The sequence below is a fragment of the Nocardiopsis sp. Huas11 genome, from assembly GCF_003634495.1.
Lineage (GTDB): Bacteria > Actinomycetota > Actinomycetes > Streptosporangiales > Streptosporangiaceae > Nocardiopsis.
The window spans coordinates 6079150-6099980 of sequence record NZ_RBKY01000001.1; the positions used below are offsets into that span (position 1 = coordinate 6079150).

19 protein-coding genes are annotated in these 20831 nt (G+C 72.6%); 2 read left to right on the plus strand and 17 right to left on the minus strand.

Annotation, left to right across the window (positions count from 1 at the left end; translation table 11 throughout):
* The first annotated feature begins 505 nt into the window (after positions 1-505).
* Positions 506-2242 (plus strand): bis-aminopropyl spermidine synthase family protein, encoded by a 1737-nt coding sequence (locus DFP74_RS27385; RefSeq protein WP_121186071.1) that lies wholly within the window; start codon positions 506-508, stop codon positions 2240-2242.
* 76 nt (positions 2243-2318) lie between these two features.
* Here DFP74_RS27385 and DFP74_RS27390 read toward each other — a convergent pair whose 3' ends face one another.
* From DFP74_RS27390 to hisI, 14 genes are all read right to left on the minus strand, one after another.
* A complete protein-coding gene (locus DFP74_RS27390; protein ID WP_121188565.1) occupies positions 2319-3407 on the minus strand; it encodes a hypothetical protein in 1089 nt (362 codons plus the stop codon).
* A 237-nt stretch (positions 3408-3644) separates the two neighbouring features.
* Positions 3645-4814, minus strand: a complete 1170-nt coding sequence (locus tag DFP74_RS27395) for a hypothetical protein (RefSeq protein ID WP_121186073.1) — start codon at positions 4812-4814, stop codon at positions 3645-3647.
* Between the two features lie 98 nt (positions 4815-4912).
* Complete coding sequence (gene lgt / locus DFP74_RS27400) at positions 4913-6025, minus strand: prolipoprotein diacylglyceryl transferase (RefSeq protein WP_121186075.1); 1113 nt, start codon at positions 6023-6025, stop codon at positions 4913-4915.
* A gap of 43 nt (positions 6026-6068) precedes the next feature.
* The gene (locus tag DFP74_RS27405) at positions 6069-7058 is read right to left on the minus strand and encodes a DsbA family protein (RefSeq protein ID WP_121186077.1); all 990 of its coding nucleotides are present in this window, start codon (positions 7056-7058) and stop codon (positions 6069-6071) included.
* A gap of 53 nt (positions 7059-7111) precedes the next feature.
* Positions 7112-7630: a MauE/DoxX family redox-associated membrane protein gene (locus DFP74_RS27410; protein WP_121186079.1), complete on the minus strand. Its 519-nt coding sequence runs from the start codon at positions 7628-7630 to the stop codon at positions 7112-7114.
* 373 nt (positions 7631-8003) lie between these two features.
* Entirely contained in the window at positions 8004-8819 is an 816-nt protein-coding gene (gene trpA, locus DFP74_RS27415; protein WP_121186081.1) for a tryptophan synthase subunit alpha, read from the minus strand.
* A complete protein-coding gene (gene trpB, locus DFP74_RS27420; protein ID WP_121186083.1) occupies positions 8816-10036 on the minus strand; it encodes a tryptophan synthase subunit beta in 1221 nt (406 codons plus the stop codon). The genes trpA and trpB overlap by 4 nt, the downstream gene beginning before the upstream one ends.
* Before the next feature lie 338 nt (positions 10037-10374).
* The gene (trpC, locus tag DFP74_RS27425; RefSeq protein ID WP_121186085.1) at positions 10375-11181 is read right to left on the minus strand and encodes an indole-3-glycerol phosphate synthase TrpC; all 807 of its coding nucleotides are present in this window, start codon (positions 11179-11181) and stop codon (positions 10375-10377) included.
* A gap of 150 nt (positions 11182-11331) precedes the next feature.
* The gene (locus tag DFP74_RS27430; RefSeq protein WP_121186087.1) at positions 11332-11706 is read right to left on the minus strand and encodes a CD225/dispanin family protein; all 375 of its coding nucleotides are present in this window, start codon (positions 11704-11706) and stop codon (positions 11332-11334) included.
* 97 nt (positions 11707-11803) lie between these two features.
* Positions 11804-12316 carry a DUF2752 domain-containing protein gene (locus DFP74_RS27435; protein WP_233571186.1) on the minus strand — a complete coding sequence of 171 codons (513 nt, stop codon included), beginning with the start codon at positions 12314-12316 and terminating at the stop codon, positions 11804-11806.
* A gap of 98 nt (positions 12317-12414) precedes the next feature.
* Complete coding sequence (locus DFP74_RS27440) at positions 12415-12690, minus strand: CD225/dispanin family protein (protein ID WP_233571187.1); 276 nt, start codon at positions 12688-12690, stop codon at positions 12415-12417.
* Between the two features lie 355 nt (positions 12691-13045).
* A complete protein-coding gene (locus DFP74_RS27445) occupies positions 13046-13327 on the minus strand; it encodes an HGxxPAAW family protein (protein ID WP_121186091.1) in 282 nt (93 codons plus the stop codon).
* On the minus strand, positions 13327-13983 hold the full coding sequence (locus DFP74_RS27450) for a Trp biosynthesis-associated membrane protein (protein WP_121186093.1): 657 nt from the start codon (positions 13981-13983) through the stop codon (positions 13327-13329). Before DFP74_RS27450 ends, DFP74_RS27445 begins: the two co-directional genes overlap by 1 nt.
* 50 nt (positions 13984-14033) lie before the next feature.
* Entirely contained in the window at positions 14034-14378 is a 345-nt protein-coding gene (hisI, locus tag DFP74_RS27455) for a phosphoribosyl-AMP cyclohydrolase (protein WP_121186095.1), read from the minus strand.
* Positions 14379-14528: 150 nt separating this feature from the next.
* Between hisI and DFP74_RS27460 the strand changes: the two genes are divergently transcribed.
* Positions 14529-15530, plus strand: a complete 1002-nt coding sequence (locus tag DFP74_RS27460; RefSeq protein ID WP_121186097.1) for a sugar isomerase — start codon at positions 14529-14531, stop codon at positions 15528-15530.
* A 15-nt stretch (positions 15531-15545) separates the two neighbouring features.
* On the opposite strand, the gene DFP74_RS27465 is transcribed toward DFP74_RS27460, so the two are convergent.
* From DFP74_RS27465 to DFP74_RS27475, 3 genes are all read right to left on the minus strand, one after another.
* Positions 15546-17384, minus strand: coding sequence for an ABC transporter ATP-binding protein (locus DFP74_RS27465; RefSeq protein ID WP_121186099.1), 1839 nt, complete (start codon positions 17382-17384; stop codon positions 15546-15548).
* Positions 17381-19435, minus strand: coding sequence for an ABC transporter ATP-binding protein (locus DFP74_RS27470; RefSeq protein WP_121186101.1), 2055 nt, complete (start codon positions 19433-19435; stop codon positions 17381-17383). Before DFP74_RS27470 ends, DFP74_RS27465 begins: the two co-directional genes overlap by 4 nt.
* Before the next feature lie 210 nt (positions 19436-19645).
* Positions 19646-20785 (minus strand): Xaa-Pro peptidase family protein, encoded by a 1140-nt coding sequence (locus DFP74_RS27475; RefSeq protein ID WP_121186103.1) that lies wholly within the window; start codon positions 20783-20785, stop codon positions 19646-19648.
* Positions 20786-20831 lie beyond the last annotated feature (46 nt).

The following is a 20831-nucleotide window of genomic DNA, read 5'->3' on the forward strand; positions in this document are numbered from 1 at the left end:
GTGATCGAGTTGTGCCGCCTGTGAGGGCGGTGGCCCGGTGGTGGGCGCCTGGCCGTCACCTGCGTTGCGTCCACGTCCTCGTGGCGCCGGTGTCGGCTTGGTCGCCCTCGTTCGGGCAGGTTCTCTTATACATGCTGGTCCAGCCGCGATGCGAATCGCAGGTCTAGACCAGACGCGGTCGCGCTACGTCGTTGGTCGCGCGGTGTGCCGCCCTGGGCAGGTGGCACGGTCCCTCTCGGACGTTGGGTCCGATGAGGGCTGGCTTTGCCGGTTTTTCCACGAGGGAACCCCGGTAAACCTCCCAAAGTGGATAAAAACACCGACCGGGGACGGTGATCTCAGCCTGGCCACGCGAACGGCGTGTACCGCGATCCCACATTACCCCGCTGTTAACGCCGCGCCCAAGTGGGGAGGAAGACTGCGTGGGGGTGATATCTCCCTCATCACTGGCCGGCCCTCTGACCAGGGCGCCGGCGCGGCGGCACGAACGTGGGACGATCGTCGCATGGCAGGACACCCGACTTCCCCCGGCGCGGACGACCCCGGTACCGCGCGCCTCGACGACCTCGGACCGGGCGCGCCGGCGCCGCCGCTGCCCGAGGCGGCCTACCGGCTGCTGTACGCCCACGGCGTGGACGCCCCGCGCCCGCGCCGGGTGCTGGCGCTCCTGTGCGACGGGCGCTGGTGGAGCGCCAACGACCTCGTGCGCGCCAGCGGTGTCGCCCACTCGGTCGTGGCGGGGCTGCTGCGCGGGCTGGACGAGGCCGGCGAGCTGGTCGCCGAGGCCGATGAGGGCCGACGGCGCGTCCGGCTGGCCCGGCCCGCGGACTACCGCGGCGCCGCCCCCGACGAGCTGGCCGACCCGGTGGCCCACCTGCTGCCGCGGCACGCCCGCGCCGCGGCCGAGCTGGCGCGCGCGGTCGCCGAGGGACCCGAGTCGGACCTGGACCTGGACCACGTCACCGCGACCGCCGAGACGGCGCTGCGCCGCGCGCTGTTCCTGACCACCCGCTTCGACCTGCGGGACCGCACTGTGCTGTGCGTGGGCGACCACGACCTGACCTCGGTGGCGCTGGCCCTGGTCTCCCCCAGCACCCGCACGGAGGTCGTGGACGTGGACGAGCGCGTGCTCGCCCATATCGACGCGCTGGCGGCCTCGCTGGGATTGTCGGTGCGCACGCACGCCGCCGACCTGCGGCTGGGGCTGCCCTCGACGGTCCGCGGCACCGCCGACCTGGTGTTCACCGATCCGCCCTACACCCCCGACGGGGTGGAGCTGTTCGTGCGGCGCGGCCTGGAGGGCATGGCCGACCTCCGCAAGGGGCGGGTCCTGGTGGCCTACGGCGCGAGCGAGGCCACGCCCCGCCTGGCCGCGGCCACGCAGGCCCGGATGATGCGCATGGACCTGCTGATGGAGTCGGTGTGGCCGGACTTCAACCGGTACCTGGCGGCCGAGTCGATCGGCGCCGCCTCGGACCTGTACGTGCTGCGCCCGCTCTCGCGTACGCCGCCCGCCGGCACGGACGAGGTCGCCCGGGTCTACAGCCAGGGCGTCAACGCCAAGGAGGCCAGGGGCGGCCTGGACGCCGAGGCCGCGCTGGGCGTGATCGCCCAGGCGGTGCGGGACCAGGGCGCTGCCGCCGAACCGGTGGAACCGACGCTGGTCGGCGAGTGGCCCGCCGAGGTGACGAAGGGCGGACGGGTCCGGCTCTCGACCTGGATGGACTCCCCCGCTCCCGCGTCGGGGTACGCCGTGGTCAACCTCACCGGCGGTTGGGAGCGGCTGGCGGCGCGCGCGGCGCTGGCCGCCACCACCGACACGGTGTACGTGCTGGTGCCGTCCTCGGCCGCGTGCGTGCGTGACGAGGCGGGCCAGCGGACGCTGCGCGCGATGGTGGAGCCGCGCTTCGGGGTGCGGTTCCTGCGCCGGTTCGGCCGGTCGGACCTGACCGCGATCCGGCTGCTGCGGGCTCCGGAGGGCGGCACCGGGTCGGTGGTCGACCGGCTCCTCCTGTACGTGCAGGCGCGGACTCACGGGACGCTCACGTCCACGCTGCGCGGCGGCCTGGTCGAGGTGTCGGCGGGGTCGGAGCGGCCGGTCAACAAGCGCACGGCACGGCACGCGGTGGCGTCGGCGCCGGGATGGCTGGCGGGGCACTCGCTGCTGGACCTGCCCGAGCACCGGTTCGCGCAGCTGCGCGGAGTGGTCGAGGACCTGGTGGCGGGGCTCGAGGACGCCTAGGGCGTGTTTCGCGTGGGCCCTGCACGACTCCGGCCGCCGTCCCGTGCGGGGCGGCGGCCGGAGTCGTGCGGCGGTGCTACTCGGTGCCGGTGCCTCCGGCGTCGGGAACGGTGCCGTCCGTGGTGCCGGTGCCGTCCGTGGTGCCGTCGGGGACGGCGCCCTCGGTCGTGCCCTCCGTGGTCCCCGTCCCGTCGGTCGTGCCGTCCGTGGTGCCTTCGGTGGTCCCGTCGGTGCCCTCGGCGGACTCGTCCCCGCGCAGCTCCACCATGCGCCGGTAGAGCGGATCGCGGAAGTTGGCGAGCGCGACCAGCGGACTGGACAGGCTGACCCGGTCCTCGACCGACTCCGAGCCGGTCGGCTGCACCCACACGATGACGAGGTAGTGGCCGCTGATGATGGCGTCGGCGGCGCTGTAGCCCTCACCGAGCCGGTTGAAGGGCTCCTCGCCCGAGGGCGGTACGACGAAGCCCTTCGGGGTCGCGTCCTCGTCCTCGGCGCCGGCGGTGTCCTCGGGTTCGGCCATCGCGGCGGCGACGGCACGGCTGGCCTCGACGTCGGCGAGGTTGAACACGGTGGCCACACCGAAGTAGGTGTCGGAGACGTAGGTGGCGCGGCCGGCCTGGACGCAGTCGGCCTCGGCCAGGGCGTCGCGGACGTCCTGGCCCCACACCGCCTGGTCGCAGTCCTCGGTCAGGTCGGAGTCGCGCAGCGTGAACTCCAGGTCCTGGCTGGAGATCTCGGCGTTCTGGCGGTCGAACAGCTCGCCCTGGTTGAGCACCCGTGCGTCGTCCTCGCGGGAGGCCAGGATGGTGTTCATGTTGCCGCTGTCGACGACCTGGTAGGCGGCGGGGCGCGCCTGGACGGGCGAGGATCCGCCCTCCTCGGAACCGGAGCGCAGGTAGAACACGACTCCGACGCCGATCAGCGCGACGACCAGCACGCCCACGAGGGCGAACAGCAGGGGCCGGCCGCGCCGCGCCTCCTGCTTGCGGCGGCCTCCGGCCCGGCGGCGACCTCCCGATCGCGGGGACGGGCCCTCGCCCTCGGCGGAGGCCGTCGCGTGGGCCGCGGCCCGGTTCGACCGGCCGGCCGACGCGTCGTCGGGCTCGCTGCTTCTCCTGCGACGTCCCACGGAGCCGGACGCCGGCGGTTCGGAAGGGGACACCATGGACCTTTCCTCGGTCGGGCCGGCCGCGTCGTGGCGGTGCGGCCCGTGTTCGCTCGGGCGGGAGACGGGTCTGGCCCGGCCTCCGCACGACCCTGGCGGGCGGGTCGATCTGTCCGAGATCCTATCGGGGCCCCCGAGGCGCCCGAACAGCCCGCCGCCCGCCACCCCCCTGATGGGCGGTGGCGGGCGGCGGGTGGCGCAGGAGCGTGAGGAACGGGGAAGAGCGGGGTCGGGTTACTCTTGGGCCCGCCCGACCTCCACGACCTCGTCGTAGACGTAGCGCACGGCGTTCATGGACGCCACGCTCAGCGTCGCCATGTCGGAGTCGTCCCCGGGGTCGGACCCGTCGGTGCGGGCGACCCAGAACACGGCCAGGTAGTGACCCATGACCTGGCTGTTGGCCTGGCTGTAGCCGTCCTCCAGGCCCTCCACGTCACCGGTCTGCGAGAGCACGAACCCGGCGCCGTGCTCGGGGTTGGTCGGGTCCAGTGCGGCGGACACGTCCGTGGCCCCGTCGCTGTTGGCCAGGTCGAACAGCGAGACCTGGGCGACGTACTCCCCGTCGGAGTCGGTGTAGACGCCGGTGGCGCCGTTGACGCAGTTGGCGTCGACCAGGCTCTGGCCGAGGTCCTCGCCCCACACCATGGAGGTGCAGGAGTCGGTCACCGAGCTGTCCTGGAGTTCGAGGGACATCCCGTCCAGCTCGATCTCCTGGACCGGGCCGAACACGGCCTCCTCGGTCATCGGTTCACGCCCCTCGGGGCGCTGGTCGATGGCGCCGAAGACGTCGTCCCGGTTCTCCTCGGACAGGTACAGCTCCGGGGTGAGGGTGCCGTGCCCGTCGGGCGGGATCACCACGGCCTGGTCGCCGCCCTCGACGACACCGTCGGAGGTGGTCGTCAACTGGAAGACCAGCAGTCCGAGCAGCGCGACCAGCGCGATGCCGAAGGCGCCCAGGAGCACGCCCAGGGCGGCGGTGCCGCGCTTGCGCTTGCTCTGCTCGGCCAGTGTGTACACGATCTGGTTGGGCCGGTCGCCCAGGACGGAGACCTTCTTGATCGCGGAGGCGGAGAAGGCCGAGACCTTGCCCACGCCGCCGCGCCCTGCGTCCGATCGGCCGCGGCGCCGCCGGGAGGCGCGCCGCGAGCCCGCACGGCGGGGTTCGTCGCCGGGACCGTCCTCGTGGGCCTCGTCGCCGGGGCCCGCGTCATAGGTGTCATCGCGCTGGTACTCACCTGCGCGGTCGGTGGTGTGCCCGTACTCCGCGGAGAAGTCCTCCTCGGGGTCGTAGCCGTCGGTGCCCGTGTCGGGCCCGAGGTCGTCGGGGCGGTCATAGGCCTGGCCGGCGCGGCGTGTGCCGCCGCGCCGACCTCTGCGCCCGGACCGGGACTCGGCTCTGCTCACGGTCTTTCTCAATCGTCAACCCGTGGTCTGCTCGAAGGTGCGGGGAGCACCGCTGGGTGTGGCCGGACACGGCCGCAGGTCCAGGTGATTCCTCTGCGCTACTCGGGCTTGGTCCCGGAGTCGGTGCCCGTGTCCTCGGACTCGTTCTCTGACGAGCTCTCGGTACTAGATCGCTCAGGGCTCGGGTGGTATTCCGTTCCCGCCCCCTCTGAGCTGCCGTTGCGCGTTCCGATCTCGGAATCCTCGGTGTCCACGGCACTGTAGACGGTGCTGTCGTCGGCGACATCACTCTCGGGTGTGGCGCCGAACACCTGGGTTCCGGCGTCGTGCCCGTGCGGGACGACCGCGGAGGAGAACCGGTCCAGTCGGCGGCCGGCCCACACGAAGTAGGCGAGGGCGCCGAGGAAGACCACGATGGAGGTCCAGTTGTTCAGGCGCAGGCCGAAGAAGTCGTTGGCCGGGTCGATCCGCAGGTACTCGATCCAGAACCGGCCCGCGCAGTAGCCCATGACGTAGACGGCGAACAGCCGCCCGCCGGCGAGCCGGTCCTCGTAGCGGCGGCCGAGGTAGACCAGCAGGGCGGTCAGGCCCAGGCACCACAGGAACTCGTAGAGGAACGTGGGGTGGTAGAGGGTCTCACCGGGGATCATGCCCTGGCGCAGGCCGCCCTCGGGGTAGGGGTTGATGCGCAGGGCCCAGGGCAGGTCGGTGGGGGCGCCGAAGAGCTCCTGGTTGAAGTAGTTGCCCCAGCGGCCGATGCCCTGGGCCAGGGGGATGGTGGGCGCGATCGCGAAGGAGAGCTTGGACAGCGACAGCCCGCGCTTCTTCGCGGCGTACCACACGCCCACGGCGCCCAGCGGGATGGCGCCCCAGATGCCCAGGCCGCCCTCCCACACGTAGAGGGCGCGAATGGGTTCGCGGCCGGGCCCGAAGTAGAGCTGGGCGTCACTGATGACGTGGTAGAGGCGGGCACCGATCAGTCCGAGGATCACGGCCCACACGGCCATGTCCATGATGGTGCCGCTCTCACCGCCCATCCGGGTCCAGCGGCGTTCGCTCCAGAACACCGCCACGATGACCCCGGCGAGGATGCACAGAGCGTAGAAGTGGATCTGGAAGGGCCCCAGGGGGATCGCGTTGATCTCGGGGCTGGGAATGGCCGCGAGGGCACGGCCGTACTCGGCCGCGCCCTCGGTAGCTGTCGACGACACAGTCACTGCTCTGCTCTCGGGTTCGCCCCGCGTGCGGGGGTGGCTACTGGGGTGTGTCCGCTTCACCCCCGTCGCCCATCGGCTCGGTCTGGACCTCGCCGGCGTCCGCGTCGGCGATCGCCTGGTCAAGGCCCCTGACCGTCATGGCGGTGTCATTGGAGAGCAGCTCGCCATTGATGTAGACGGCAGGTGTGCCGCGGAACATGTTGTCTCCGCTGTAGCGAGTGTAGATCGTTCCCGTGGCATCGATGATCCCGCCCGTGTAGGTGCCCTCCAGGAACGAGGGGTCGTGCCCGTGGTCGGCGCCCCAGGAGATGAGGTCGGCCAGGACCATGGTGCCCAGGGTGTCCTCGCCGATCTCCTCCATGGCGCTCTCGGTCAGGGCGGGCAGGTAGTCCTCGACGAACTCGTCGACGACCTCGGCCTCCTCCTCGACACGGGCGTCGAACTCCTCGGCCTGCTCCCCGGTGCCGCCCGCCTCGACGAACCACTCCTGGAGTTCGGCGACGGAGAAGCCCTCCTGGCCCTCGGCGGGCTGGTTCTCGAAGAGCAGGTCGTTGTACTCGACGAACAGTCCGGCGTCGGCGGCGGCGCGGGCGGCGGCTCCGCCCCGCAGGGAGTTGGTGCTGATGGGGGCCGACTGCTGCGCGAAGATGCTGACCGGGCGGAAGTGGACGATGGCCTCGCCCTCGGCGGCGGTCCGCTTGAGGGTGTCCCCGTTGACCAGCTCGAACTGGCGGCAGGCGGGGCACTGGTAGTCGGCGTAGACCTCCACGACCGGGGCCTCGGCGCCGTCCTGGGCCATGACGACGCTGCCGTCCTCCTGCAGGACCTGCGGCGCCAGGGCGCCCTCGAAGCCGCTGTCGCGCCGGTCGGCGGTCAGGATGGCGTATCCGACGCCGACGATCAGCACCACGACGACGGCGGCGACGCCGATGACGAGGAGGGTCTTGTTGCGCTGTGCGGCGCGCTTCTCCTTCGCCCTCTGCTCCTTGAGCCGTTCGCGCGAGCGCTTGCGCGCTTCACTCCCCATGGTTTCCTCTGTTTCTGGACGTGCGGTGTCGGTCGGTCGCCGTGGTCGGGGCGTCAGCGGAACAAGCCGAGGGCGCGGTCGACGGCGAAGGGTGAGCGGGGCCAGATCGCGATGACGGCGCCCAGTGCGGCGAAGCCGATGTCGCGGGCGATGGACAGCCCGTAGGTGGTCTCTCCGGCCTCGACCTGTCCCCCGCCGCCGAAGCAGCCGCAGTCGATGGTCAGGCCGCGGGCCATGGCCGAGACGATGCCGGCGATGAACGCGATCATGAGCAGGGCGCTGATGGCGCCGGCGTAGCGGGTGGCCAATCCGATCAGGAGGAGGACGGCCAGGGCGATCTCGAAGAGGGGGAGGGTGTAGCCGATGAGTTCGGCGATCTCGACCGGGAAGAGGTCGTAGGCCTCCACCGCCTGGATCGACAGGGCGGGCGGGTACTTGGAGACGGCCGCGTAGAACAGGACGCCGGCGAGCCCGAGGCGGCAGGCGAGCGTGATCCAGGGCTGGACGGCCGCCCAGCGTGTGGGGCGCGCGGGTGGCGCGGGCGGCGCGGGGGTGTCGTCTGCGGTGTCCATCGTGGGGCCTTCGCGAAGTGGGGCGGTTCGGGGGTGACGCTGAGGTGACCGGTCGAGTCGCTCAGGGTAGTGCCTCAGATACTACTCGTCATGACACCCTGGTGGCACTCGGTCTGCGGGCCCGGGACTCGTCCGGCGGGCCCGCGCCGCGTGCGGTGTCCATCCCACCACCGTTGCGCCCGCGAGGCCCTCGTTTCGGACCCGGGCGGGAGGGATCTCACGCGATTCTCACCTTCTTAACCGCCCTCTTGCCCGAGCCCCGGGCCCGCCCGCCCGCTCCGAGCCCCGGTCCCGGGCGGGCGCCCCGGCCCGGACACGACGAACGGTGGCCGCCCCGAGGGGACGGCCACCGTGGTGTGGATCGGGTGTGCGGCTACCGGCCGGAGCGCACGCCCGCGGCGAGCTCCTGGGCGAAGGAGCGGACCGCGGTGAGCGCGGTCTCCAGGTCGGGGGCGTCCAGGACCCGCTGGCAGAAGCCCGCGCCGACGATGACGCCGTCGGCGTAGGCGGCGACCTCGGCGGCCTGGGCTGCGGTGGAGATGCCCAGGCCCACGCAGATCGGCAGGCCGGAGTCCGTGGTCACCTCGCGGGTGCGCCGGACGAGGGTCTCGGCGGTGTCGGCGACCTGCGCTCGGGTGCCGGTGACCCCCATGAGGGAGGCCGCGTAGACGAAGCCCGAGCAGGCGTCGGTGGTCAGCGCGAGCCGGCGGTCGGTGGAGGAGGGCGCGACGAGGAAGATCCGGTCCAGGCCGGCCGCGGCGGAGGCCTCGACCCACTCCGCGGACTCCTCCGGGATGAGGTCGGGGGTGATCACCCCGGCCCCGCCCGCCTTGGCCAGACGGTCGGCGAAGCGGCCCACCCCGTAGCGCTCGATCGGGTTCCAGTAGGACATCACGACCGCGGCGGCGCCGGTGGCGGCGGTCGCCTCGACCACGCGGAACACGTCGTCGGTGGTGGTGCCGGCCTCCAGCGCGCGGTCGGCGGCGCGCTGGATGGTGGGCCCGTCCATCATGGGGTCGGAGTAGGGCAGGCCGACCTCGACGACGTCGCAGCCGCCCTCGACCATGGCCTCCACGACCTTGACGGAGGAGTCCACGTCGGGGAACCCTGCGGGCAGGTAGCCGATGAGGGCGGCGCGGCCGGCCGCCCGCGTCTGCGCCAGCTTGGTCTGCAGCGTGGTGGTGGTCATCGCGCCTGTCCTTCCGGGTCCGAGTCGACGAGGCCGAAGTAGGTGGCCGCGGTGTCGACGTCCTTGTCTCCGCGCCCGGAGAGGTTCACGAGGATGACGGCGTCGGGGCCCAGGCGCTCGCCGAGCTTGCGGGCTCCGGCCAGGGCGTGGGCGCTCTCGATGGCCGGGATGATGCCCTCGGTGCGGCACAGCAGCCGGAAGGCCTCCATGGCCTCGGCGTCGGTGATGGGCTCGTAGTGGGCTCGGCCGGTGTCGGCGAGGTGGGCGTGCTCGGGACCCACCGCCGGGTAGTCGAGTCCGGCGGAGATCGAGTGGCTGGGCAGGGTCTGCCCGTACTCGTCCTGGAGCAGGTAGGTGCGGGCGCCGTGGAACACACCGGGGCTGCCCGCGGTGATGGAGGCGGCGGTGCGCGAGGGCCCCTCTCCCCCGGCCTCGAAGCCGTACAGGGCGACGCTCTCGTCGGGGATGAAGGCGGCGAAGATCGCGATGGCGTTGGAGCCGCCGCCCACGCACGCGGCGACGGCGTCGGGCAGGCGGCCGGTGAGGGCCTGGACCTGGTCGCGGGCCTCGGCCCCGACCACGTAGTGCAGGTCGCGCACCAGCTTGGGGAAGGGGTGCGGGCCCGCGACGGTGCCGAAGAGGTAGTGCGTGTGGTCGACGTTGGCGACCCAGTCGCGGAACGCCTCGTTGATGGCGTCCTTGAGGGTGCGGCTGCCGATGGTGACGGGGACGACCTCGGCGCCGAGCATGCGCATGCGGGCGACGTTGAGCGACTGGCGGCGGGTGTCCTCCTCGCCCATGTAGATCACGCAGTCCAGGCCCATGAGGGCGCAGGCGGTGGCGGTGGCCACGCCGTGCTGTCCGGCCCCGGTCTCGGCGATGACGCGGGTCTTGCCCATGCGCTTGGTGAGCAGGGCCTGGCCGAGGACGTTGTTGATCTTGTGCGAGCCGGTGTGGTTGAGGTCCTCGCGTTTGAGGAGGACGCGCGCTCCTCCGCAGTGCTCGGAGAAGTTGCGGGCGTCGGTGAGAGCGCTGGGGCGCCCGGTGTAGGTGCGCAGCAGGTCGTCGAGTTCGGCCTGGTAGGCGGGGTCCTGGCGGGCCTTGTCCCACTCGGCCTCGACCTCGTCGAGGGCGGCGATGAGGGCCTCGGGGGCGAACCGGCCCCCGAAGCGGCCGTAGTGCCCGTGCGCGTCCGGCACCGGCTGGGTGTTGCTCATGCGAAGGTCTCCTACAGACGGGGCCGGCCTCGTGGGTCCCGGGCGTGTGCGCGAGGGTCCGCGGTCCGGCCGTCCGCGCGCCGCCGGGCTCCGGCGGCGCGGTCGGGCTGGGGCGTGGCGTGTGCCGTGGATGCTGTCCGCCGCGGCCCGGTGGGTGCGCGGCGGGAGTGCTGCTGAAGCGTCGCGGCAGGACGGGGTCTACGCGAGACGGGCCCTGGGGTCGACGCGGCGTCGGGAACCCGCGGCTCGCACGTGCGGGTTCCCTAGAGCCATCGCCGGCGGTGGCACAGGTGTGCCGGTGCCTCCACCGCCGTCGTCGTTCCCATCGGTCCGGTCCTTCAGTTCCTGTCGCGCAGCGCGGGGTGGGCGCCCGCGGTCACCAGGTCGGCCACGGCCTCGCGCGGGTTCCGTCCGCGGACCAGGCTCTCACCGACGAGGACGGCGCCGGCTCCGGCTCCGGCGTAGGCCAGCAGGTCGTGCGGCCCGCGAATCCCCGATTCTGCGATCTTGACACAGTCGGCGGGGATGCGGGGGGCGAGCCGGGCGAAGGTCTCCCGGTCGACTTCCAGGGTCTTGAGGTTGCGGGCGTTGACTCCCACGACGGTGGCACCGGCGTCCAGTGCGCGGTCGACCTCGTCCTCGTCGTGGACCTCCACGAGCGGGGTCAGGCCCAGGGAGCGGGCACGCTCCACGAGGGAGACCAGCGCCTCCTGGGGCAGGGCCGCGACGATGAGCAGGATCGCGGAGGCTCCGAAGACGCGGGCCTCCCACAGCTGGTAGGAGCTGACCACGAAGTCCTTGCGCAGCAGCGGCGTGTCGACCGCCTTGTGGACCGCTTCGAGGTCGGCGAGGCTGCCCTGGAAGCGCCGCTGTTCGGTCAGGACGCTGATCCAGGTCGCTCCGCCGGCCTCGTAGTCGCGGGCGAGCGCGGCCGGGTCACCGATCGAGGCCAGGGGCCCCTTGGAGGGGCTGGCGCGCTTGACCTCGGCGATCACGTGGACTCCGGGGCGGCGCAGCGCGGCTTCGGCGTCCTTGGGGGTGGGCACCGACTCGGCCAGGGCCTTGAGGCGCTCCAACGGGAGTTCGGCCTCCCGCTCCGCCAGGTCGGTGCGTACCCCGTCGAGGATCTCGTCGAGCACGCTCACCAGTTACCGCTCCCTACGTGAATTGGCCGGTCACGGTGGTGGACCCCGCGTGGGCGGGGTCCGCGCGCCGCGTGACCGGGATCCGACGACGCACCGTGTGTGGCCATCGTATCCACCCTCGTGGCCCGCGGGGGCGTCGGCCCCGCCCGCTCAGTAGCCGTTGCTGACCGCGAGGCCCACACCGATGAAGATCACGAGGACGTAGAACACGACGAAGACGATCATCAGAATGAAGCTGACCAGGCCGATGATCCCCAGGATCTTGGCGGTCTTGGCCGCGGACTCGGCGCCCACGTAGTCGCCCATCTCCCACTTGGAGTTGACCTGGAGGGAGAAGACCAGGCCGATGATGCCGATGACGGTGCAGCTGAGGATGCCGAGGATGTTGTGCACCATGTAGTTCTTCGGCGGCCCACCGGCCGGCGGGACCTGCCCGTAGCCGGGGCCCTGGCCGTAGCCGCCGGAGGGCGGTCCGTAGCCGCCGGTGCCGTAACCACCGGTCGGGCCCTGGTGTCCGTAGCTCATGCTCGTGCCTTCCTGAAGAATGGTCGTCCCGTCACTGGGACGCGCGCGGGGGCGTCACGGTTCAGCGTGCCAGAAACCGGGCGCGACCGTGATCTCGTCACCACCCGGGCAGGAGCGGAACGCCGGGTGCCAGGAACGAGAACCAGGGCAGGTTGCGCAGGATCCAGTGCGCGGTGATGACGATCGTCATCCCCCACAGGAACCAGCCGGGCGTGAGCTTCGGCGGCACCTTGGGGGGCCGGATCGTCCAGGAGAACCAGCGCACGTAGGCCCACAGGATGTAGGGCGCCAGCAGGAACAGCAGAGGGTTCATGCTGAGGGCGCCGGTGATGTCCAGGTGCGTGGTGAGCGCGATGGCGCGCATGGTGCCGCACCCGGGGCAGTAGGTGCCGGTGAAGAGCAGCCAGGGGCACGTGGGGTAGTTGCCGGGCTCGTTGGGGTCCACGAAGTGCAGGAGGGTCGCGCCCAGGAGTCCGAGCGCACCGAGTCCGGCGGGCCACACGACGGGGGGCAGTGCCGCGATCCGCTGCCGGAGCCGGTCGGTCCGCGACGGGGCGGGGGGCCGCTCCGGGGGCTGCGACTCGCTCTGGTGGGTGTGGGGTGGGTGCACGTCGACCAGCCTACGGTGTGGGAGAGAGTTCTGCCCCCGGACGCCGAGGGCGTACGGGGGCAGAGGGGGACGCGTACACGCCCGGCATCCGCCTGCGTTTAGTAGTACGTCGGGGTGCTGGCGGCGGCGATGATCGCGATGAAGACGTAGAAGCCGATGCTCAGCACGTACGCGATGCTGCCCAGGATGAAGGCGAGCTTCGTGAACTTCTTCGCCTGCGCCACGGCCTCGTGCGCGCCGGCCTGGTCGCCCCGGTTCCACAGGTCGTTCACCTTGGTGGCGTTGATGATGGCCGGGATGGCGAAGGGCCAGCAGCAGAAGATGGCGACGATGGCCCAGGTCAGGCCATTGTCGGGCGGGGTTCCGCCGCCCATGGGGGCACCGTAGCCACCGGAGGGCGGGCCACCGTAACCGCCACCGTGGGGCGGGCCGGGGTTGCCGGGGGGCGGGGGACCATAGCTCATGATCGGAACAACTTTCCTGAAAGGGACAAGGGGTTTCGCGCGCGGCGTGCTGGATGCACACCGGCCCAACATGGGGCAGGGTCGGGTTCCCGGACAAGAGCCGCGAGCAGTAATGAATGATGCCAGATCGGCGAGACATCCATCCGCTGAAACATACGCGGCGGACAGGACCGGTGGAGAGAATCTACCTGCCCCATGCGACCTTCGTCCATTTTCCGTTACCCACTCGTTGTGAGCTGGGCAAACGTCACACGGCCGGAAATCGTCAGGCCTGGCCCGCGGTGACGGCGGACTCGCGGCCCGCCTCCCACTCCTCGCGCGTGGGCGGCACCGGACGCGGCTCCTTGCGGCCCAGGCCGGCCTTCTTCATGACTCCGGCGATCACCGCGGACACCACGCTCACGCCGAGCGTGATGCCGGTCCACAGCAGGAAGTCGCCGCCCATGATGATGGCCACGCCGCCAACGGTCCACACGACCAGCCAGGACACGGTGAGGAACCAGGCGGACGGGGTGTTGCCGTGGTCTTCGTGGTGTTCGTCGGCCATCAGCTGTTCTCCTTCGGTTCGGCTGGCCGTCGTGCCAGCGGAGCGGTAGCGGTGCCACCCTCGGGTGCGGATCCATCCGCGCCCTGGGCACGTCCGTCGGTGCGCCCGGGGGCGTCGAGCGTGGGATCGTCACCGGCGTCCAGTGATCTCCACAGGTCGGAGGGTGTCTCCGCCTGGTGCTGTCGCGGTGCGGCGTCCCGATCGTACCTGGTGCCCATCCCCGGCCAGGCGGGGGAGCGCACGGTCGCCAGCAGCCCGCTCAGGAGCAGGGCCACGGCGCCGGCCGCGGCCATGGCGGGCCCGAGCGCGCCCAGTTCCGGTTCCGTGGCGACCTGAGCGGTGCCGCCGGCAGCGGCGGCGTGCGCGGCGACGGCGTCGGCGAGCGCCCCTGAGCGTGTGGCCGACCACACCGAGGTCAGCACGAGCGCGCCGCCCGCCGCGGTGAGCAGGCCGATGACACGGCGGACCCAGCCGCGGGCGGCGTACAGCCCGGCGATCGCGGCCAGTCCGGCCCAGCCCACGCCGGTGGGCGTTCCGGTCAGGTCCGCGCCGGTGAGGTGGATCGGCGACGGCGCGACGGGGCCGGGAACGTCCAGTTCGCCGGTGACCCAGAGGCGCCCGGCGGCGGCCAGCAGGAGCGCGGCCCCGGCGGCCATGGCCAGGGTGGCGGCTCCGTACTCGCGTCGGCTTCGGGCGGGGGCGGAACTCACAGCAGCGACCCCGCGTCGAAGCACGTGTGGTCGCCGGTGTGGCAGGCGGCTCCGTGCTGGTCGACGCGGACCAGCAGGGTGTCGCCGTCGCAGTCGAGTGCGACCGACACCACACGTTGGGTGTTCCCGGAGGTGGCCCCCTTGACCCAGTACTCGCCGCGGCTGCGTGACCAGTACGTGGCCGCGCCGGTGGTCAGGGTGCGATGCAGGGCCTCGTCGTCCATCCACGCGAGCATCAGGACCTCGCCGCTGTCGTGCTGTTGCACGATGGCGGGGACGAGTCCCTCGGGGTTGCGCTTCAGCCGTGCGGCGATGTCCGGGTCGAGGCTGGTGAGGCTCATGCACCCAGATTATGGCCGTCGCGCGAGCGCCCGGCACCGGGTCGGCGTTGGCGCCGGCGCTGTCGGTGGGTCCCACCGTGACCGGTTACAGTTCGTGCGTCCACAGCCTCGCCGCCCGCGAGGGCACCGCACTCTGGAGTGGGGAGTTCCTTGACCGCCGAGTCCCTGTCCGCCGACCTCTCCGGCATGCCCGCGGCCCTGACCGCGCTGTCCAGGCGCTTCCCGCGCTGGGATCCCTTCGCGGCGCTGCCCGCCCTGCTGGACGACGAGCCGGCGTCCGTGCGCCTGCTGGGGCTGGGGCCGGCCCGCCAGCTGTGCGAGACGGCCGCCGCCCGGCTGCGCCGCGCGGGGGTGGGCGCCGGCGCCGACTTCTCCTCGTCCGCGGAGGAGCCCCCGGCCGGCCCGGAGACGCTGGTGGTGGGGGTGTCCCTGGGCGGTGGCCAGCGCGAACTGTGCACGGTGCTGGACCGGTACGTGGCCCGCTCCCCGGTGATCGTGCTGACGCCCGACCCGGACGCCGTGGTGGCCCGCTACGCGGACCTGCTGGTGCCGCTGCACGCCGGTGAGGAGGCCAGTGGGCTCGGCTGTCGCGCCTACCAGCACGCGATGGCCCTGTTGTTGCTGCTGGGGCACCGTTTGGGGGCGCCGGCGGCGGGGAGCGCGCAGAACCTGCCGGGGCTGCTGCTGCGCGCCGCCAACGCGGCGGGGTCGCTGCTCAAGAGCGCGCCCGAGTGGGTGCCCGAGGCGGCCAGGGTCCTGGACTCCCCGGACGGCGTGCACATGGTGGCGCCGTCCGAGCGGATGGCATCGGCCTGGCAGGGGATGCAGACCGTGCGGCGGGGGCCGGTGCGGGTGGCGCACGTGTGCGAGACCGGTGAGTGGTCGCACACCGACCGGTACCTGGCGGCCGTGACGGACTACCGCGCCCTGCTGTTCGCGGGGTCCGACTACGACGAGCGCTTCGCCGAGCACCTGGGGCAGCTGCGGGGGTCGTTCGTGGCGGTGGGCCCCACCCCCGGGCACGAGCGCGTGCCGGGGGCGGAGCTGACCGTGCGCTATCCGGGCGACGGCGACGAGGACGTGAGCCTGCTGGTCGAGCCGCTCGTGGCCGAGCTGGTGGCCGCCCACTGGTGGCACGCCTCGCCGCGCTGACCGGGGCGGCGGCCCTCAGGCGGAGGAGCGCACCCAGGAGGCGTACAGGTCGGCGTAGACCCCCGGCCGGTCCACGAGTTCGCTGTGCGCGCCGCTCTGCACGATGCGCCCGTCGTCGAAGACGAGCACCCGGTCGGCCGCCTCGGCCGTGGAGAGCCGGTGGGCGATGGCCACGGACGTGCGGCCCCGGGTGAGCCGGTCCAGGGCGCGCTGGATGCGCACCTCGGTGTGCGGGTCGACCGCGGAGGTGGCCTCGTCCAGGACCAGCAGGTCGGGGTCGGCGACGTAGGCGCGCACCAGGGCGACGAGCTGGCGTTCACCGGCCGAGAGCGACTCCCCGCGCTGGCCCACGGGTGTGTTCAGTCCGTGGGCGAGGCTGCCGAGCCAGTCGGCCAGGCCGAGTTCGGTGACGGCGGCCTCCAGTTCGGCGTCGGTGCTCTCGGGTCGGGCGAAGCGGATGTTGTCGCCCAGCGAGCTGTCGAAGAGGAAGCCCTCCTGCGGCACCATGACCACGCGGCCGCGCAGTGAGGTGAAGGCGACCTCCCGCAGGTCGACGCCGTCGAGGCGGACGGTGCCCTGGGCGGGGTCCATGAGCCGGGTCAGGAGCTTGACGAAGGTGGTCTTGCCCGAGCCGGTCTCCCCCACGACCGCGAGGCGGGTGCCGGGAGTGATGGTGACGTCCACGTCGTCCAGCACGACGGGGCCCTCCGGGTAGGAGTAGGTCACGTGGTCGAAGCGCACCTCGACGGGGCCGCGCGGGAGCACGTGGCCGGCCTCGCCCGGGTCGGCGATGTCGGGGACCGTGTCCAGGACGCCGAGGACGCGACGCCATCCGGCGATGGCGTTCTGGGCCTCGTTGAAGATCTCGGTGGCCATCATCATCGGCTGGACGAACAGCGTCATCAGGAACAGGAAGGCGATGAGCTGGCCGGCGGTGAGCCCGCCGTCCAGGCCGATCCACACGCCCACCAGGACCACGGCGACGTTGCCGACGGCGGCCACGATCTCGGCGAAGGGCGAGACGGCCATGGACAGGCGCTGGGCCTTGACCTGGGCGGTGCGGGTGGCCAGCACGGAGGTGTCGATGCGTGCGGCGGTGCGCTCCTCGGTGCCGTGCGCGCGGATGACGGCGGCGCCCATGACGGTCTCGCCGATCGCGCCGAGCATGTCGCCGGTGCGCTCGCGGACCTTGAGGTAGGCCTTGGAGAGCAGCTTCTGCAGCCAGCGCACGCCGAAGAGCAGCGGCAGGAAGCAGACCCAGACGACGATGGTCAGCTGCCAGGAGTAGACGGCCATGAGGATGGTGGCCACCAGCAGCTGTCCCGAGCTGACGATCAGGAGCAGGCCGCCCCACTGCATGAACGTGCTGATCTGGTCGACGTCGCTGGTGACGCGGGAGACCAGGGCGCCCTTGCGCTCGCTGTTCTGGGTGAGGACGGACAGGTCGTGCACGTGCCGGAAGGCCTTGCGCCGCAGGGTGGCCAGTCCGGACTCCGTCGCCCGGTACAGGCGCAGGTTCATCAGGTAGGAGCAGGCCATGGTGACCACGAGCAGCCCGGCGCAGGTGGCGACCATGCGGGTGACGAAGGCCAGGTCGGGCCCGTCGGGGCCGGTCAGGCCGTTGTCGATGATCTGTTGGACGGCCACGGGCACGATGATCTTGCCCGCGGTGGCGACCACGGCCAGGGCCAGGGTCAGCCACAGGCCCTTGGCGAACTCCGGTGAGAGTTGCAGGCCGCGGCGCAGGGTGCCCGTGGCGGTGTCGGTGGAGCGGTGCAGGGACAGGACGGAGTCGCCTCGGCCGGCGTCGGTGTCGGTGTCGGTGCGCTCGTCGGAGCGGGCTGGTGCGCTCATCGGCGGGTCTCCTCCGTGGTCGCGCTGCCGTTCGCTCCGGCGCGTGCGGTCGGGTCGGTGAGGGAGGTGTCGACGGGCCGGGGGTCCAGGGGGCCCGGCTCCTCGGGGACGGGGTCCTGCGCGGCTTCGGCGGAGGCGCGCTCGTAGGCGGTGACGAGCTTGGTGTAGCCGGGCGAGGTGTGCAGGAGTTCGTCGTGGGTGCCTCGTGCCAGGACGCGGCCGCCCTCCAGGTAGACGACCTCGTCGGCGAGCTCGATGGTGGCGCGGCGGTAGGCGACCACGACCACGGTGGCGGAGTCGTCGCGTTCGCGCAGTCCGGCCAGGATCTGGGCCTCGATCTGCGGGTCCACGGCGGAGGTGGCGTCGTCCATGATGAGCAGGCGCGGGCGGCGCACGATGGCGCGGGCCAGGGCCAGGCGCTGGCGCTGGCCGCCGGAGAGGGTGGTGCCCTTCTCCCCCAGGCGGGCGTCGAGGCCGCCGTCGAGTTCGCGGACGAAGCCGTCGGCGCGGGCCAGGCGCAGGGCCGCCCACACCTGTTCGTCGTCGACGGGCCGGCCCAGGGTGATGTTGTCGCGGACCGAGTCCTCGAAGACGAAGGTCCCCTGGGGCACGAGCGCGGCGTGCGTGGGGATCTGGTCGCGGGCCAGGTCGCGTACGTCGACGCCGTCGAGGGCGACGGAGCCGCCGTCGGGGTCGACCAGGCGCATCAGGACGGTGGTCAGGGTCGACTTGCCCGATCCGGTGGGTCCGACCAGGGCGACGGTGCGTCCGGGGGCGATGTCGAGGTCGACGCCGTTGAGGACGGTGGTGCGCACGCCGGTGACGGAGTCGTCCATGAGGTCGCGGGCGGCGCCGTCCTCGGTGTAGGCGTCGGCGTAGGAGAAGGTGACGTCGCGGGCGCTCAGGGCGATGCCGGCGGTGGTGTCGTCCAGGGTGCGGTCGCCGTGCTCCATGGTGCCCTCGGCGCGCAGGACGGACTGGACGCGGTCCCAGCCGACGACGCTGCGGGGCAGTTCGCCCAGGATCCAGCCGAAGGCGCGGATGAACAGCGCCATGAGGGTGAAGAGGTAGGCGATCTGGACGAGGTCGCCGGGGTCGATGGCGCCGGTGGACAGCCGCCACATGCCCAGGAGCAGGACGGCCAGGACGCCGAAGTTGGGCAGGGCCTCCATGAAGGGGTCGAACAGTGAGCGCATCCGCCCGACCTGGATGAGGGCGTCGCGCAGGCGGTGGGCGGCGTGGGTGAAGCGTTCGGTCTCGGTGTCCTCGCGGCCCAGGCTCTTGACGACGAGGGCGCCGTCGAAGGACTCGTGGGCCACGCCGCTGACCTCGGCGCGCAGGGCCTGGGCGCGGGAGGCCATGGGCGAGACGCGGCGCTGGTAGACGACGTTGGCGACGGCCAGGACGGGGAAGACGACGAAGCCGACGCTGGCCAGGACGGGATCGGTGACGATCATGGCGATGCCCGCGGTGAGGAGCATGAAGACGCTGCCGACCGCCATGGGCAGGGGCGCCAGGGGCGACCAGGAGGCCTCGACGTCGGCGTTGGCGTTGGACAGCAGCTGTCCGGTGGGGTGGCGGTGGTGCCAGGACAGCGGGAGTTCGAGGTACTTGCGGGCGACGGCGCGGCGGTAGCGGGCCTGCATGCGGAACTGGTGGAGTCCGGCGAAGAGGCGGCGCAGGGCGAGTCCGACGGCCTTGCCCAGGCCCACCCCCATGAGCAGTGCCGCCGCGGCGAGCATCGCGGCGGCGGTGGTCCGCCCGTCCTCGAAGGCGGGCAGGATGGTGGCGTCGGTGAGGTGGCCCATGACGGAGGCGGACCCGACCGTGACGAAGGCGTGCAGCATGGCGCCGGCCACGGCGGTGAGGAAGACCAGCGGCTCGGTCCGGGCGGCGACCCACAGGACTCTCAGGCCGCGGGTGAAGACCCGGGTGTGGCGCTCCGGTCCGGGTGCGGGTGCCTGGTCCGGGGAGGTGTCGTCGGTGCCCTTGTCGGGTGGCGCGCCGTCCTCTCCCTCGCTTCGGCCCCGCGTCGTCGTCCCCTGCGCCATGCGCCCCCCGTTCTCGTCGTGCGGTCGGCCGTGTCCGGCCGACCGGGCAGCGGCCCGCGCGCGGCGTTCTCCGGGCATGCCGAAGGAGGCCGTGCACGTGCCGAGACAACCTATCCAGCGATCACGACAGGTTCCACCGGTTTGTTTCAGCGTCGGCCGTCCCGGGGCTATTCCGTCCAGGTCGGAGCCGGGGCGTGGAGCGCCGACGCGTCACCCGGGGCGCTCGGGTGCGCGGGGCGATCCGGTGAGGAGTTCGCCCCCGCCGTCGGTGACGAGCGCGGTGTCGGAGATCGCGTACGTGCCGGCCCGGGGGTCGTCGACCCAGGACTGGACGTGGAAGGTCATGCCCGCGCGCAGGGGCGTGTCGTTGCCAGGCCGCAGGCCGTCGACCCGGCCGGCCATCCAGCTCGGGGGAAAGCCGAGGCCCACGGAGTACCCGCAGTGGTGCCGCTGGTAGCCGCGTCCCAGCCCGGCTTCGATGGTGGCCTTCCAGTCCCCGTAGACGTCCTGTGCCGTGCGGCCGGGGCGCAGCCCGGCCGTGATCGCGTCGAGCCCGGCGTGGGCGATGTCGGCCGCGGCGCCGGCCCCCTCCACGCCGTGCGGGCGCGCGGTCCGGCCGAGCGGGGCGTGGTAGCGCGCGATCGAGGCGGAGAGTTCGAAGAAGAGCGGGTCCTGGGCCGTGAGCGGGTCACCGGTCCAGGCGACGTGCTCCTGTCCGATCTGGCGGACGGCGCGCACGAGGGGCACGAACCCGGGGTAGCCGCTTCCGGCCGACAGCATGGCCGCCAGGATCTCGCCGACGATCTCCCCGCCGCGGCGGCGGCCCGCGGCGGCGGCCAGACCGGCCCGCAGCCCGATGTCGGCGAGCCGCCCGGCCTCGCGCAGACAGGCGATCTCGCGGTCGGTGCGGACCGCCTGCACCTCGGTGAGCGCCTGGGCGCAGTCGACCCATCGCGGGGAGCCGAGGCGCCGGTCGGTGTCCCGCCATACGGCGACGGGGAGGGACAGGGACTCGGGCTGGTGGCCGACGCGGCGCTCGCCGTCGATGAGGGGGCGGACGAGGTCGCACAGCACGCGGCCGGGATCCTCGCCGTCGGCGTAGGCCGCGAACGCGCAGCCCGGGGCCTGGACCGCCGCCGTCGGGGCCTCCATCTCCCGTGCCACCAGGGTGGCCGCCGGCGACCGCGTGTCCAGCACGAGCGCGGTGAAGACGAAGTGTCCCTGGTTGTTGAGGCCGCTGAGGTAGTACACGTCCTCCGGGGCGGTGATGATCGCGGCGGACAGCCCCATGCCCTCCATCGACTCCCGGACGCGGGCGCGGCGCAGTTCGTACTCCTGCGTAGGGATCATCTCCGGCGGTGCCACCCTCCTGGACTCGGCTGCGGTCACACCCACC

Excerpts from the sequence above, each read along its gene's own strand:
- DFP74_RS27385 (WP_121186071.1), top strand. The coding sequence starts at position 506 with ATGGCAGGACACCCGACTTCCCCCGGCGCGGACGACCCCGGTACCGCG.
- DFP74_RS27405 (WP_121186077.1), bottom strand. The coding sequence starts at position 7,058 with ATGGGGAGTGAAGCGCGCAAGCGCTCGCGCGAACGGCTCAAGGAGCAG.
- DFP74_RS27410 (WP_121186079.1), bottom strand. The coding sequence starts at position 7,630 with ATGGACACCGCAGACGACACCCCCGCGCCGCCCGCGCCACCCGCGCGC.
- trpA (WP_121186081.1), bottom strand. The coding sequence starts at position 8,819 with ATGACCACCACCACGCTGCAGACCAAGCTGGCGCAGACGCGGGCGGCC.
- trpB (WP_121186083.1), bottom strand. The coding sequence starts at position 10,036 with ATGAGCAACACCCAGCCGGTGCCGGACGCGCACGGGCACTACGGCCGC.
- DFP74_RS27430 (WP_121186087.1), bottom strand. The coding sequence starts at position 11,706 with ATGAGCTACGGACACCAGGGCCCGACCGGTGGTTACGGCACCGGCGGC.
- DFP74_RS27440 (WP_233571187.1), bottom strand. The coding sequence starts at position 12,690 with ATGGGCGGCGGAACCCCGCCCGACAATGGCCTGACCTGGGCCATCGTC.
- DFP74_RS27445 (WP_121186091.1), bottom strand. The coding sequence starts at position 13,327 with ATGGCCGACGAACACCACGAAGACCACGGCAACACCCCGTCCGCCTGG.
- DFP74_RS27450 (WP_121186093.1), bottom strand. The coding sequence starts at position 13,983 with ATGGCCGCCGGGGCCGCGCTCCTGCTGGCCGCCGCCGGGCGCCTCTGG.
- hisI (WP_121186095.1), bottom strand. The coding sequence starts at position 14,378 with ATGAGCCTCACCAGCCTCGACCCGGACATCGCCGCACGGCTGAAGCGC.
- DFP74_RS27465 (WP_121186099.1), bottom strand. The coding sequence starts at position 17,384 with ATGAGCGCACCAGCCCGCTCCGACGAGCGCACCGACACCGACACCGAC.
- DFP74_RS27470 (WP_121186101.1), bottom strand. The coding sequence starts at position 19,435 with ATGGCGCAGGGGACGACGACGCGGGGCCGAAGCGAGGGAGAGGACGGC.
- DFP74_RS27475 (WP_121186103.1), bottom strand. The coding sequence starts at position 20,785 with ATGATCCCTACGCAGGAGTACGAACTGCGCCGCGCCCGCGTCCGGGAG.